This window comes from Mycobacterium genavense ATCC 51234 (assembly GCF_000526915.1).
In the GTDB taxonomy this organism is placed as follows: Bacteria; Actinomycetota; Actinomycetes; order Mycobacteriales; family Mycobacteriaceae; genus Mycobacterium; species Mycobacterium genavense.
This window is the reverse complement of record NZ_JAGZ01000004.1, coordinates 426,358-440,967: the sequence shown is the minus strand read 5'-3', so window position 1 is coordinate 440,967 and position 14,610 is coordinate 426,358. Positions and strand designations below refer to the sequence as shown.

Annotated in this window: 11 protein-coding genes and 1 pseudogene; 9 read left to right on the top strand and 3 right to left on the bottom strand. The window is 64.5% G+C overall.

Features of this window, described 5'->3' with window-relative positions:
* Positions 1-77: 77 nt before the first annotated feature.
* From T428_RS0112430 to T428_RS0112400, 7 genes and pseudogenes are all read left to right on the top strand, one after another.
* The gene (locus T428_RS0112430; RefSeq protein ID WP_025736731.1) at positions 78-1,232 is read left to right on the top strand and encodes a thiolase family protein; all 1,155 of its coding nucleotides are present in this window, start codon (positions 78-80) and stop codon (positions 1,230-1,232) included.
* A gap of 255 nt (positions 1,233-1,487) precedes the next feature.
* Positions 1,488-2,465 (top strand): cytochrome P450, encoded by a 978-nt coding sequence (locus tag T428_RS27665; protein ID WP_425412027.1) that lies wholly within the window; start codon positions 1,488-1,490, stop codon positions 2,463-2,465.
* Between the two features lie 65 nt (positions 2,466-2,530).
* Positions 2,531-4,024 (top strand): class I adenylate-forming enzyme family protein, encoded by a 1,494-nt coding sequence (locus T428_RS0112420; RefSeq protein ID WP_025736730.1) that lies wholly within the window; start codon positions 2,531-2,533, stop codon positions 4,022-4,024.
* Positions 4,021-5,124 (top strand): acyl-CoA dehydrogenase family protein, encoded by a 1,104-nt coding sequence (locus tag T428_RS0112415; protein ID WP_025736729.1) that lies wholly within the window; start codon positions 4,021-4,023, stop codon positions 5,122-5,124. The genes T428_RS0112420 and T428_RS0112415 overlap by 4 nt, the downstream gene beginning before the upstream one ends.
* Before the next feature lie 233 nt (positions 5,125-5,357).
* A pseudogene (locus T428_RS27660) lies at positions 5,358-6,502 on the top strand (acyl-CoA dehydrogenase family protein).
* Between the two features lie 13 nt (positions 6,503-6,515).
* Positions 6,516-7,718, top strand: coding sequence for an acetyl-CoA hydrolase/transferase C-terminal domain-containing protein (locus T428_RS0112405; protein WP_025736728.1), 1,203 nt, complete (start codon positions 6,516-6,518; stop codon positions 7,716-7,718).
* Positions 7,719-7,720: 2 nt separating this feature from the next.
* Positions 7,721-8,629 (top strand): SDR family NAD(P)-dependent oxidoreductase, encoded by a 909-nt coding sequence (locus tag T428_RS0112400; protein WP_036467846.1) that lies wholly within the window; start codon positions 7,721-7,723, stop codon positions 8,627-8,629.
* A gap of 47 nt (positions 8,630-8,676) precedes the next feature.
* Here T428_RS0112400 and T428_RS27655 read toward each other — a convergent pair whose 3' ends face one another.
* From T428_RS27655 to T428_RS0112385, 3 genes are read right to left on the bottom strand one after another with little or no spacing between them, the layout of a single operon-like run.
* Positions 8,677-9,600: a VOC family protein gene (locus T428_RS27655; protein WP_245604874.1), complete on the bottom strand. Its 924-nt coding sequence runs from the start codon at positions 9,598-9,600 to the stop codon at positions 8,677-8,679.
* Positions 9,601-9,603: 3 nt separating this feature from the next.
* Positions 9,604-10,815, bottom strand: coding sequence for a CaiB/BaiF CoA transferase family protein (locus tag T428_RS0112390; protein WP_025736726.1), 1,212 nt, complete (start codon positions 10,813-10,815; stop codon positions 9,604-9,606).
* A gap of 2 nt (positions 10,816-10,817) precedes the next feature.
* Positions 10,818-12,335, bottom strand: coding sequence for an aldehyde dehydrogenase family protein (locus T428_RS0112385; protein ID WP_025736725.1), 1,518 nt, complete (start codon positions 12,333-12,335; stop codon positions 10,818-10,820).
* 113 nt (positions 12,336-12,448) lie between these two features.
* Here T428_RS0112385 and T428_RS0112380 point away from each other — a divergent pair, with 113 nt between their 5' ends.
* Together T428_RS0112380 and T428_RS27650 are read left to right on the top strand one after the other, a co-directional pair.
* Complete coding sequence (locus T428_RS0112380) at positions 12,449-13,648, top strand: acyl-CoA dehydrogenase family protein (RefSeq protein WP_425412026.1); 1,200 nt, start codon at positions 12,449-12,451, stop codon at positions 13,646-13,648.
* A gap of 213 nt (positions 13,649-13,861) precedes the next feature.
* A complete protein-coding gene (locus T428_RS27650) occupies positions 13,862-14,608 on the top strand; it encodes an acyl-CoA dehydrogenase family protein (RefSeq protein ID WP_342666202.1) in 747 nt (248 codons plus the stop codon).
* The last annotated feature ends 2 nt before the right edge of the window (positions 14,609-14,610 follow it).

The window sequence follows — 14,610 nt, the reverse complement described above, 5'->3', positions numbered from 1 at the left end:
TCGTTGTTCGAACGGTGTAGTTTAACTCGCACAAATAGATATATAGTTATCTGGTTGCCAGTATCGATGGGAGCACCGTGAGCGCATCGCCGAGCGTCGCCGTCATCGGCGTCGGACTTCACCCGTTCGGTCGCTACGACGACCGTTCCGCGCTGGAAATGGGTGCGGTAGCGACGAATCGCGCGCTTGCCGACGCGGGCATCACCTGGACGCAGGTGCAAAGCCTGTATGCGGGCAGCCTCGAAGTCAGCAATCCCGAGGCGGTCACGGGAATTCTCGGTATGACCGGTATTTCGGCACGCGCCACATTGAGTGGATGCGCCACCGGCAACTCGCTGCTGACCCTGGCCGCGCGGGAGATCGAGAACGGTCTCGCAGATATCACAGTCGCGGTCGGCCTGGACAAGCACCCACGTGGGGCGTTCGGTGCGGACCCGGCGGTGTCGGGTCTGCCGCAATGGTATGGCGATCAGGGTATGTTCCTTACCACCCACTACTTCGGCACGAAGATCATGCGCTACATGCACGACCACGGCATCTCCGAGCAGACGCTCGCCCGCGTCGCCGAGAAGAACCTCGGCAACGGAGCGCTTACCCCTCATGCTTGGCGCCGCAAGCCGATGAGCGCCGACATGATCTCGCAGAGCCCAATCGTCAACGCTCCACTGCGGCAGTATATGTACTGCAACCCGAACGAAGGCGCGGCCGCAGTAGTCCTTTGCCGCGGCGACAAAGCCAAGCAGTACAACGACGTCCCGGTCTACCTGCGGTCGACGGCGTTGCGTAGCCGAACCGAGGGCGGTTTCGAATTACTGCGGACCTCAATCGAAATGCCGATCCGGCCCGGAGCAACCTGCAGCGCCGCGGCGCAGGCATACGAATCCGCGGGAATCGGCCCGGCCGACGTCGATGTCGCGCAACTGCAGGACACCGACTCCGGCTCGGAAATCATTCATATGGCCGAGACAATGCTGTGCAAAGACGGCGAGCAGGAGGCACTGCTCGCCGTCGGCGCGACCCGAATCGACGGGCGCCTACCGATCAACACTGACGGCGGTTTGATCGCCAACGGCGAACCGATCGGCGCCTCAGGCCTGCGCCAGGTGTACGAGCTGGTCCATCAACTGTGGGGCACCGCAGGTGATCGCCAGGTTCCCAACAATCCTCGAGTCGGCCTCGCCCAGTTGTACGGGGCGCCCGGCACCGCCGCAGTGGCGATTCTTAGCAGGTAACCGATCAGATACGGAGGCAACGACTGTGACTCAGGCCGATGCACGCGTGACTGTCGACTTGGACCATCATTCGGCGGAGTTTCGGGAAGATCCGTACGGCTTCTTCGCCAAGATGCGCGAATCCGGTTGCCCGATAGCCCATTCCCACCACCACGACGGCTTCTGGGCGCTGGTCGACTACGCGTCGGTGTTCGAGGCATCCCGTGACGATGATTTGTTCACTCATATCCATCGATCGGGGTACCGGCCAGCGGCATGCCGTTTCCGATCCTGCCGATCGAATCAGATTCCCCGCAAACCAAGGAACTTCGCGACGTCACATTGCGACAGTTCTCACCAGCAGCAGCAGAGAGACTGCGCCCCACGGCAATCGAGATCACCGACGAGCTCATAGACGCGTTCATCGAACGTGGTGATTGCGACGTCGTCGCCGAGCTGACGACTCCGATGCCCGCGCGGCTCATCCTCCGACTGCTGCAATGGGACGAGTCGCGCTACCGCGAGTGGGTTAAGTGGGTTCACACGGTTATCCATGATCGCGCTCACGATCCGGACCGGGCCGGGGCCGCCGGGATGGAACTCTTTGGCAAGATCAACAAGGAGTTGCTGAAGCGTCGTGAAAGCGGACTGGGTGACGACCTGTTCAGCGATATCCTGCGGGGCACACTCGACGGTCAGCCGCTCGACGACATCCAGATCACCATGTACGCATTCCTGATGATCCTGAGCGGCATGGACACCACCAGCGGGCTCACCGCTAATGTGCTACTCGAATTGTGCGAGAATCGTGCTCTTCGCCAGCGACTCATCAATGAGCGGGAACTGATAAGCAAAGGCATCGATGAATTCCTGCGCTTATACACGCCCACGCCCGGTCTGGCGCGCACCGTGACTCGCGACTGCCGCTTCCACGGCCAGGATCTCAAGGCAGGAGATCGGGCAATCCTGATGTGGGCCGCGGCCAACCGCGACCCTGACGTATTCGAAAACCCGGACCAAACCAACCTGGACCGCGCAAATGCCCGCAAACAGATGGCGTTTGGGGTTGGCGTGCACCGCTGCCTCGGATCGCACTTTGCCAGGATGATGTTCCAGGTGATGCTCGGTCGGATACTCGACCGGCTTCCCGACTTCGAGCTCGCAGGACAATACCAACGATTCGAGGATGCCGGCGAGGTGTACGCGGTCCGCAAACTCCCGCTGAGGTTTACCCCGGGTAGCCGAATCGGCTAACCCGACGGTGGCCGACGCGCAGCCGCGCCGGCCGACAGACCACCCGACGCCGCGAAAAGCTCGCTGTGCAAAACAACTGCTCGATTGCGAGCCTGCTCGACGCGGCAGCAACGGCCCGGCCGGACATCCCCCTGCTTCAGGATGGATCCGGCACGGTTCATACCGTGGCCGAGGTCGCGCAGGCCAGCAAGGCGGGCGTCCAATGGCTGTGGGACGCCGGCATCCGACCCGGCATGACGGTCGCTTGGCAGCTGCCCTCGCACGTGCACGCCGCCATGTTGATGCTGACACTCGCCCGATGCATGGTGCGACAGGCACCGATAGTCCACATCAATCGCCAACGCGAGGTCGAGGCCGCGGTCAAGTCGTGTGGCGCCGACCTCCTCATCGTCGATCAGGGCCGAGCCGAGCACGTTCCGGTAGGCACCGATGTTGTTGAATTGCCGCCGAATTTCGCAGACTTCCTGCAGGTAGCCGAGCCGACAGCTCCCCACGGGCTGGTCGCCGACACGCCCACCGACAACCCAGACTGGATCTATTTCACATCCGGCAGCACCGGCGCACCGAAAACTGTGACACATTCCGACGCGACGCTGCTGACCGCCACGGACGGATTCACCACCCACCTCGGATTGGGTAGTGTTGCCAACGAGGTTGCGACAGTGGCCTTTCCGGTAGCTCACATCGGTGGCATCGTGCAGATTGTGAGTGCCATCGCGGCCGGCTACTCGGTGCTGATGGTGCCGAAGGTCGACCCGGATGCAATCTCCCGCACGCTGACGCGACACCGGGTGACCGTCACCGGCGGCAGCCCGACGTTCTACCGTCTACTGCTCGACGCGCAACTCGCCTGCGGGGCAGAAGAACTGGCGATACCGTCGCTGCGGATGCTGATCGGCGGGGGTGCGCCCTGCCCGGAAGAGCTCCATCGTCGCGTGCGCCGACACCTTCGCATCCCCATCGTGCACGCCTATGGAATGACCGAGGCACCGATGATCACCGTCAGCAAGTACACCGACACCGAGCAGCAACAGTGTCGTTCGAACGGTGCACCGATACCCGGTGTCGACGTGCGCTTGGGTGAGGACAACGAGGTCCAAATACGCGGCGCGGCCGTCACACCCGGTTACCTGGACGCCGAACAGTGGTCTGCCGTCACGCTAGCCGACAGCTGGATGCGCACCGGTGACACCGGGCGCATCCGGGATGACGGGCGGCTGGTACTGACCGGGCGCTTGAAGGACCTCATTATCCGCAAGGGTGAGAAGGTCGCGCCGGCCGAGATCGAGGCGGAATTGCTCGCACATCCGTTTGTCGACGACGTCGTCATCATCGGGCAGCCCGACGACCTCAGGGGTGAACTGGTGTGTGCCGTTGTGCGACGTTCCGACGAACACCGCGACGTCACACTCGATGAGCTGTGTCGTTTTCTCGCCGCGAGGGGACTGATGAAGCAGAAGTGGCCGGAGCGACTGGTAATTGTCGACAGCTATCCGATGACCGGCCTGGGCAAGGTCGCGAGAGCCGAGCTGGCCCGCGCGATCGGAGCCGCCCGATGACAACGCTCTCCGCCGACGAATCCAATGATCTCGCCAAGTCCATCCGCGCAGTGTGCGAGCGCCTCGCCACCGAGCAACGAGTCCGCGAGATCGCCTTCGAGCAAGGCGGTTTCGACGCCGAGCTGTGGAAGACGCTCTGCACCGATATCGGGGTGACAGCGATAGCACTGCCCGAGCGCCTCGGCGGAACGGCCTTGGGCGCGACAGCGCTGGGGAGTGTCGCTCACGAGCTTGGGCGGACGTTGGCACCGGTTCCCTTTGTCTCCTCGGCGGTGCTCGCGACGGGCCTCCTGCTCGACCTCGGGGACGACGCTCGGGTGGCGGCACTGGCTGATAGTTCACTCACCGCGGCGGCGGTGATCACGCGCGACGGTGGCGCGTGGCTGCCCGGCGCGGTCGCCGTACGGGCGCGACGCCGCGGCGCCTGGATTCTCGACGGCATCGCGCGTCACGTGCTCGGCGCCGCCGCTGCCGATGAACTTGTCGTCGTCGCCACGACCGACGATGTTCCGGCTATCTTCACGGTGGATAGCCACTCCGACGGGGTCACGATCGAGCCGGAGCGCGTGCTAGACGCCACCAGGCCCACCGCCACGGTGCGGTTGGAGGGTGCGGTTGGATCTTCGTTGACCGGCAGCCGACCCGCGGGTGACGTGATCAGCGACAACGTCCGGCGCGCCACCGCGGTGCTGACTGCCGAACAAGTGGGCGCGCACGAACGCGTTTTGGAGATCGCGACCGAATATGCGCGAACCCGAACCCAGTTCGGACGAGCAATCGGCAGCTTCCAAGCGGTTAAACACCGGTGCGCGGACATCCTTGTCGACCTGGAGTGGGCCCGGTCGGCTTCACTTGCGGCCTTGCAGGCAGTCGACGCCGACAGTCCCGATGCGGGGTGGCTGACGAGCCTCGCCAAGGCGGTCTGCTCAGAGGGGTTACGCGATGCCAGCCACGCGAATCTTCAAATCCACGGCGGGGTCAGGTTCACCTGGGAGCACTCCGCGCATCTGTACCTGAAACGTGCGCGTACAGACGAAGTTCTGTTCGGCGGTCCGGCGATGCACTGGGACCGAATAGCGGGTGCGGCCAAGCTGGTCTAGCGGCTGGCTTGATGCCATCGCGTCGGCTAATCTAGATTGATAACTATTTAACTATATCTCTGTTTGCTCTGTCGGCGGGGTCGGTTAGGCGCCCCGGAAAGAAAGGTGTCCAGATGCGCGTGTCGGTCGCTACCTCGGCGCGAGGGTCCGCATGAGATCACGCAGGACGGTACGCATCTGCGAATCGCAATCGGTTGTCGCGCAGCGCAACCCCGAGATTCGGTCGAATTGACGTGCCGGCTTCCGCCCAAGAACCGGAGTTGGATCGGGTGCGCGCGCAGATCCGCCAATTCCTGCAGTCCGCCCCTAAACCCGCCGGATTGCGCAACTACGGCCCGACTCCGACCGCCGATGATGTCGAGCCGGCCGGCAGTGGCACAAATACCTCGCCGAGCACGGATATGTGTGCCTGCATTGGCCGAAAAAGTACGGAGGTGCCAACGCCTCGGTCGCCTTTCAGGCCGCCTTCGCCGAAGAATGCGCGCGGGCGGGGGTGCCACGCCAACTCGGGATCACCGCAGTAGATCTGGTAGGTCCAGTCCTCATCGAATTCGGTACCGAGGACCAATAGGCGCGCTATCTGGAACAAATTCGCTTGGGTGACGACCTCTGGACTCAGTTGTTTTCCGAGCCGGGTGCTGGATCCGATCTTGCGGGCGTGCGAACCCGGGCCGAGCGGAGCGCGACCGGTTGGGTGATCAACGGTCAGAAGGTGTGGAGTTCGGCCGCCAACTCGGCCAATTACGGCCTACTGGTTGCCCGTTCGGGCGCCGACGGCCACCGGGGCCTGAGCATGTACATCGTGCCGATGAACTCACCGGGTATCCGCGTCCGGCCGCTCAAGCAGATCGACGGCGAGAGCAAGTTCAACGAAGTCTTCTTCGACGACGTCGAACTGGGACCCGACGCCTTGATCGGCGAGCCCGGACAGGGTTGGGCCTTGGCCATGGTGACGCTGGGCCGGGAACGGCTGACGCTGGGGACGCAGGCTGTCGGCATGTTGCGAATGCACGAGCGGCGCATGGCGCAGGCCGCCCGCGACCACGGCAGGCTGGACCCCGTGCTCGTCCGGTCGATGACCAGGTTATGGGCCCGGATCTGGCTGCTTCGCTTCATTTGGGAGCGCGCGGTGAAAGACGGCGACACCAACTCGGCGGCGTTCTCGGTACTCAAGCTGATGACCTCCGAGACGGACCGCGATTTGGGGGACTTGGCCACCCAGACACTCGGAACCGATGCCATGGCCGACCCGGCCGACAACGAGCTGGTGCACGCGATGCTGGTTGGCCGCGCTCAAACCATTCTCGGCGGAACCAGCGAGATTCAGCGCAACATCTTGGGCGAGCGGATTCTGGGTCTGCCGAAGGAACCGCGATGAGCCCGTTCCCGTGATCGCTGCCGGCGACTTCGAGGACGCGCTGCGATCACTGACCCATCCAGGCGCCACTATCGCTCTCGGTGATGGAGTGGGCCGACCGGGCACGGCGACGGATGTCGGGCACATCGGCAGTGCGCTCTCCCGCATCGCCCGCGCGATCGGCGGAATCCGGTTGGTGGTGGGTTGGCTGCCGGCACCGGTCGAAGGCATTGAGCCCGATGCCTTTCGCGAAATTGTCGCGCTGATGCCCGGGTGGGGCGCCCGGACGCTGACCAGCTGCCCCAACGGAACATTTGTTCCGACTCGCCTGTCGGCCACCCCGGCGTTGCTGTCCGGCCGACTCATGCCCGACGTCTTGATCACCCGACTGGTGCGACGAAGTGACGGTCTGCATTTCGGCACCGAGGTGTCCTGGCAGCGCCGGCTCGTCGAATCCGGTGTCCCTGTCCTGGCGATCATCGACGACACCGCTCCCAGCGCAGATGCCGGGCCCCCATTGAAGCCCGAACTGGTCAGCGTCGTCGGATACAGCGAAGACGGCCCGGCGCTGATTGCGCCGACCCAACCCGACGCGATCCATCAGGCCATCGCCGATGCGGTGATCCGATTCATTCCCGAAGGGGCGCGACTACAGGTGGGACCGGGTCAGGGCGGCACGGCCGTACTCAATCGGGTCACCACCGCCGTCAACATCGACACCGGTCTGCTCACCGATGCCGTCGTCGATCTGGACAGACGCGGGCTACTGATCGGAACGCCTTCTGCTACATATCTTCTCGGAAGCAAGGCCCTCTACGACTGGGCGGATGGCAAACCGATCCTGCGCGGCATCGAATACACGCACGACCTCACCCGGCTCTCCCGCGGCGCCCCTCTGATCGCTGTGAACACGGCGATCGAGATCGACCCGTGGGGCCAGGTCAATGTCGAGGGGATCGACACCAAGGTGGTCGGTGGCATCGGCGGACACCCCGACTATTGCGCTGCCGGGGCCATCTCGGCTGACGGAATCTCGATCATCGCCGTGCTCTCGACACCGCAGGCGGGTCTTGCGCGCCGGTCCGCTTTGGTCACCCAGCTCAGTCGCCCCGCGTCGACGCCCACATTCGATATCGACCTGATCGTGACCGAATCCGGTCATGTGGATCTGCGGGGCGCCAATTGGGAGCAGCGCCGGGAACTTATCGTCGAACTCTTCAGCGGAAGGAACTCATAAACGTGGTATCCCAGGGAGCACTTGCCGGTCGGGTCGTGCTGGTCACCGGGGGCGGACGTGGTATCGGGCGAGCGCACTGCCTCGAGTTGGCGGCCCAAGGCGCAGCCGTCGTCGTCAACGACCCGGGCGTTACTCGCGACGGCGTCGAACGCGACGCTGACCCCGCGGCCGAGGTGGTGGCCGAGATCGAGGAAAAAGGGGGTCGAGCCATCGCCCATACCGGGTCGGTTGCGTCGTGGTCCGATGTCGCGGACATGGTGGGATCGGCGGTGGAGACGTTCGGCGTGCTGACCGGTGTGGTCAACAATGCCGGGATCGTGCGCGACGCCATGGTGCTCAACGCCACTGACGCCGATTGGGACGCGGTGATGGCCGTGCACCTCAAAGGCACGTTCGCCGTCACCAAGCATGCGATGCAATACTGGCGGGCGCAGGCCAAGGGCGGCAACCAGATTGCTGCACATGTCGTCAACACGGTGTCCGGCGCCGGTCTTTGGGGCAATGTCGGCCAGGGTGCCTACGGCGCCGCCAAGGCGGCGATCGCCAACCTCACACATGTCACCGCGATTGAGGGAAGTCGCTATGGCGTTGCCGCGAACGCGATCTCACCGCTGGCGACGACCCGGATCAGCGAGAGCTTCTTCAGCAAAGAGAACTCACAGAACCCGGCCCTAGATCCCGCACGTAGTTCGGCAGTGGTGGCGTGGCTGCAGTCCGCCGACTCGTCGTGGCTGAGCGGACAGATACTGCGCGTCAACGGCTCGGTACTCAGCCGTATCGAGGGCTTTACCGAGGCGCCGGATCGGTACCAGGCCCAAGGCCCCGATGGGCTGCAATTCTCCGAGATCGGTGCGGCCGTACGGCGGTTGTATCACGTGGCACCACGCGGACTTGCCGGGGGCGGCGGCTAAGCCGCGAACATAGCCCCGTCATCCCGAGTCTCCCGTGGCAAAGAACTTCAGGGAGCGCTCGACGAATTCGAACACCACACCGTCGGGCGAGCGCAGGAATGCGATCGTGAGTCCGTCGATCTGCGTACCGGTAGCGGGCACCACACCGGATCACCGCATGCTTGGACCGATCCGGGGAGCGCCGCAAGCGCATCATCCACCGAGTCCACCCGCAGCGCACATCTGTAGAGGCCCTGCCGATTACCACCCCACGGCACCGGTTCTCTGCCCACGGTGTCGGGGTGTTGCACCACGACGACACTGAACTGGTGGGCGTCTTCGGGTAACGCGTAGCGCGCTAGCAAGCACTGTGTCGACCGTTGCTCCGCACCGGGGTCCAGCCGGTAACCCGTCACCGGTACCGCGGTAATCTCCTCGGTTTGCTCAAAACCTATGGAGCACAGGAATTTCCCGGTGGCTGCGGCATCGATGGCGGCAATGCGGATGCCCGCGAACACTGCGCACGGCTGTCCGCGGGCCTGGCTCAACTCGATGACGACGCCGTCGGGGTCGGTCACCAGCACCGACTCCGCATTCGAGATCAGTCCCTCGCCCGGCTCACCGACCGCGAAACCGCGGTCGGTGAGCCGGGCGGCCGCTACCGTCGGATCCGAGACCATCAGCAGTAACGACCGTATTCCCGGCCGTGCCGGGTCACGCTCGTGATCGTATTCAAGCGCCGGGATCCGGTACTCGATGGTCTCCAGCGCGCAGCCTCGGCGGGCGCCTAGTGCGTCGTACAGAAACGCTGTGGTGCAGTACGTTCCCCTGTCGAGTCCGAGAATGCTGCCGTCGATCATCACGCTGGGGTCGGTGCGCATCCGCTCCAACAACCCCAGTTGCGTGCAATACAGCAATTCGGTGCTAGCCAACGACGCGCAGTTGAGGTTGACATGCAGGAACCGCCGGGCGAGGCTCGCAGATGGCGACATCGGCTAGAGCACGACGGAATTGATTTTGAATTCGATGATCTCGTCCTCGCTGAAACCTAACTCCGCCAATATCGCATCGGTGTGCTCGCCGTGTGCTGGCGCGCACCGGAGATTCAACGATTTCTCGTCGAACTGCACCGGACTTGCCGCCAAAGCGAACTCGTTTCCGTTCTGATCCGACGCGCGGGGCAAGTAGCCGTTGGCGAGAACTTGCTCGTCGTCGTGGATCTCTCGCGCCGTGCGCATCACGTCCCACACACCGTCGAAATCGGCGAAAGCCTTTTCCCAGTACGTCAAATCACGTGCGCCGATGGTGTTGCGGAGCTCGACGATGCAAGCGGCGCGGTTTTGGAAGCGCACGGCGGCGTCGGCGTAGCGGCTGTCGTCGATCAGATCCGGCCGACCCAGCCGGTTGCAGAAGTCGGCCCAAAATCGATCGGACTGCAGCAATACGAACGCGATATGGCGTCCATCCTTGGTGGCGTAGATACTTGCCGCGGGATTTGGCATCTCTGCCAGATCGAATCGGGGGATGTCCTGGCCCGTGATTCCGGCGCCGACGATGTCCGGTCCCAGCTGCCAGATCGCCGCGTCGAGCAACGAGACGTCGACCACCGACGGTTGACCGGTGCGCTCGCGTTTGAAGAGCGCACCGGCGATGCCGGCCGCCAAGGACAGTCCGCCATAGACGTCACCGAACGCCGGCCGCTGCAGCGGCGGGTACGAACCGTCGCACGGCGCGTACGCCGCCCCGACGCCACCCCGCGACCAGTAGGCGGCCAGGTCATAACCGCCACGGTCGGCATGCGGACCTTTCGTGCCGTAGCCGTGACCGCGCGCGTAGATGATCGCCGCATTGCGAGCTCGCACGTCATCCAGGTCAATTCCCATGCGGCACCTGGATTCTGGCAGCAGGTTGGTGAGGAACACGTCGGCGGATTCGATCAACTTCATCAGCACTTCCAGGCCGTCGGCAGTGCGCGTGTCGAGCCCGATACTGCGTTTGCCGCGGTTGGGTTGCTCGATGAAGTGGTTGACGCCACCGGCCGCGGCTACCACCCCCGAATTGATCAGTCCCCGTTGGGGATCGCCGGTTTCGGGATGCTCGATCTTGATGACGTCGGCCCCCCAATCGGCCAGCACCGCACCGGCCGCGGGCACGAACGTCCAGGCTGCGAGTTCGACAACACGGATGCCGCTGAGAATGTTCGTCATGACTACTTTCGTGACACGCAGGGATCAGATGCGGGGAAGCCGATGGATTTGGTCTGCAGATGCTGCTCGAAGCCCTCGTGACCGTTCTGGCGTCCGACACCACTCATCTTGTAGCCGCCAAATGGGGCGTCGGCGCCGTAGAACAGACCGCCATTGATGTTGAACGTTCCGGTGCGGACCCGGCGGGCGACGGCCATGGCACGTTCGGGAGAGCCCATCACCGCGCCCGATAATCCGTACGCGGAGTCGTTGGCCAACGCGACCGCACCGTCGTCGCCGCCCTCGTACGCGGTGATCGACAGCACCGGGCCGAAGACCTCTTCCTGAAATATCCGGTGACCGGGTTCGACGTCGGCGATCACAGTGGGGGCCACCAAATAGCCGCGATCCAGCCCGGTGGGAGCCCCGCCACCGGCCGTAACGCGTCCGCCCTGCTCCGCGGCGGCCTCGATGTAACCGAGCACCCTGTCTCGCTGACGGGCCGAGACGAGCGGTCCGCAGAAAGTCGCCGGGTTGCCGGGATCTCCCACCCCGACGGCACTGAACGTCGACGTCGCCACCTCGACGGCCTGCTCGTAATGTTGGCGCGGCACCAACATGCGAGTGGCCAATGCACAACCCTGGCCGGAGTGGATCAATGCGCCGACACAGCCGGGCAATGCGATGTCAAGGTCGGCGTCGTCGAGCACGATGTAGGCCGATTTGCCCCCCAGCTCGAGCAGATTGCGCTTCATCGTCTCCGCGGACATGCGCCGGATCAACTGGCCGACCGCGGTGGAACCGGTGAAGGAAACCATGTCGACGCGCGGGTCGGTCACCAGCAGCTGCACCGCACTGTTGTCCGATGCCACAACGATGTTCACCACGCCGGCCGGAATGTCGGTCTGCTCGGCGATGATGCGGCCCCAGCGCAACGCACTCCACGGAGTCTCGACGGCGGGCTTGAGCACGACGGTGTTGCCGGTGGCCAGAATGGGCCCCAGCTTGTTGACGATGATCTCAACGGGAAAATTCCACGGGGTGATGGCAGCCACCACGCCCACCGGTTCTTTGAGCACTTTTCGCCGATTTGGAACACCCATCAGGGCCGCGTCGGGAAGGTCGCGTTCCCATGCGAATTCGCTGATGTAGCGGGCTGGCCACGAAATACTGTCCGCAAGCGGCCAATCCAACTGTGCGATGTAAGTCGACGAGACCGGACACCCGACCTCGGCGACCAATTCCGCTCGCATGCGTTCCTTTTCCTGCTGCAGCGCATCGTGCAGTTGCATCAGACAGTGCTGGCGGAACGCATGGTCGGTCGCCCACTCGGTGGTGTCGAACGCCCGACGCGCCGCCGCGATCGCCTCCTCCATGTCCTGCTTGCCGGCATCGGCACACATGCCGAGCACCTCTTCGGACGCGGGGTTGACGTTCTCGGCGACGGCACCGGTCGACGCCGGGCGCAGCTGGCCGTCGATGTATAGACGTGTTTCAGGGTCGAAGTCCACCGAGCTCGGGGCGGGAGCAGAAGCCGTCATCGACGATCCCTTTCGCCTGGGGTCTGTAGGTTCGTCTACCATACCCATAATAGATAACTGTTTATCTAATTAGGGCCGTAAAAGCCAGCCCCGCGTGCGAAGGAAGGACACCAGTGGCCCACACCACGGACTCAGGCGCCGACGGCCTGGCCGACTACTCGTCCGATCCCGCGCGGTATCGGCGGGGTTTGCGAAGCTTCCTCGACCAGCTCGATTTGGCGCGAGACTGGCGCGCGGCGGTGTTCGGCACCGCCGAAGAAGAGATGGCACATGGCGCGCGCATGCTGGCCACCCTGTTTGAGGCCGGATGGAACCGACACGGCTGGCCGGTAAGTTGCGGTGGCCTGGGTGGCAATGAGATTCATCGCGCGCTGTTCTACGAGGAACTGAGCCATGCGATGCTGCCCATCCCGGCACAGCAGTGGACGCTGGAGACTCTCGGCCCCGCGCTGCTGAAATTCGCACCCCACCTCGCCACCCGCCATCTGGTGAACTACTTGGACGGTACCGAGTGGTGGGGTCAGTGCTTCTCCGAACCAGAGGCGGGAAGCGACCTGGCCGCACTGCGAACTCGCGCCGTGGCCGACAACGACGCCCTTGTCGTCAACGGCCAAAAAATCTGGACAAGTCAGGGCCCGACCGCCACCCGGTTGTTGGTGTTGGTCCGCACCGGTACCGCCGAAAGTCGCCACCGGGGGCTGACGATGCTGATGATCGACGCGAACGCACCCGGGGTGACCATCCGCCCGATCGCACTGGCGAGCGGGCGCCGCGAACTCGCCGAGGTGTTCTTCGACGACGTTCGAGTGCCCCCCGACCGGGTTGTCGGCCAGGTCGGCGGTGGGTGGGCCGTCGCGATGTATCTGATGCAGTTCGAACGCGGAATGTACGGCTACGCCGTCCTCAACAAGGTCATGACGGACCTGAACTGGCTGCGGACGGTGATGATCAGATACGGAAGTACCGCCGCGTTGCGTGAGCGGTTCGCCCAGGTTTATACCGACGTCGCCGCGGCGCAGGCACGCACCGCAAACACCGTGCGCGCGCTGGCCGCGGGCGCAGCCGTCGGGCCGGCCAGCAGCATCGACAAGCTGCTGTTTGGACGAGCCGAGAAAGCGACTCAAGACCTGATCCTCGATGCACGCCGGGATTGGATGGTCACCGGAGAGGGCCCGCTCGACGACCCGACCCTCGACAACGTCCGGGCCCAGTGGTGGTATTCGCGGGCGGCCACGGTCATGGGCGGCACCGCCGAGGTACAACGCGGCATCGTTGCCGACCATCTTCTCGGCCTGCCACAGGAGAAGCGATGACCGACGACGATACCTGGCCCATGCTCGAGGAGGCCGTGGTACGGCTCTTCGAGGGCATCGCCGGTGCCTCAGCCGGCGAGCACGTGCCCATCGGTGACCGGCTGAGCGAAATGGGCTGGGAGGAAATCGAATCCGAGTTCCCGCTGCACGCACCGCAAGCGCTCTTCCGGGTCCAGGGCCGATTGCTGACCGACACCGACTGCCTAGCGCGCCATGCTCGCGGAGTTCGCCGGGCTGATCGACGAGCTGCCCGCCACGATCCTGTTGCCGCTCCCGTCGACAGGGATCGCGCCGGCGTCGGACGAGCACACCGTGGACGGACTGATCCTCGGACCGGCCACCGTCCTCGTCGCGGTGCCGTTCCGGTCGGGCAGCTCTGTTTCGGTATGCGTCGTGGACGCCTCACTGCTGCAGTCCAGTCGACTCGACACCTTCGATCCGTCCGTGCATTGGACACGGATCACCGGGCCGCTCGACGGCACCGGCGTCGATGCCTCGCCGGCGTGGGGCCGGGCGCTCGCCACGGCGCACCGCAGTCTGGCAGCCGAGCTCGTGTCGGTTGCGGACACCGCGTTGCACACCGCGATCGAGCACGTCAGTAGCCGCGTCCAATTCGGCACGGCGATCGGCGCACTTCAGGCGCCGCGCCATGCCCTGGCGGATGCTGCCGCGCAGCTCGAGGCAGCGCGAGCCATGCTGTCCGAAAGCTGGCGGACCGCAGCGCCACTGCAGGCACAGCTCGCCAAAGCGTCTGCCGGGCGTGCCCATCGCTGGGTCGCCGACGCCGCCTTGCAGGTATGTGGCGCAATCGGATTGACCGCCGAGCACAGACTGCACCGCTACGCCGCCGGGGAATCCAGCTCGACGCGTTATGCGGTTCGTACCGAACCTTGGAAGCGCATCTCGCCGACCAGCTCTTCTGCCAGGAGACTGCGGGTCAGGCTCTACCCACGATCGTGACC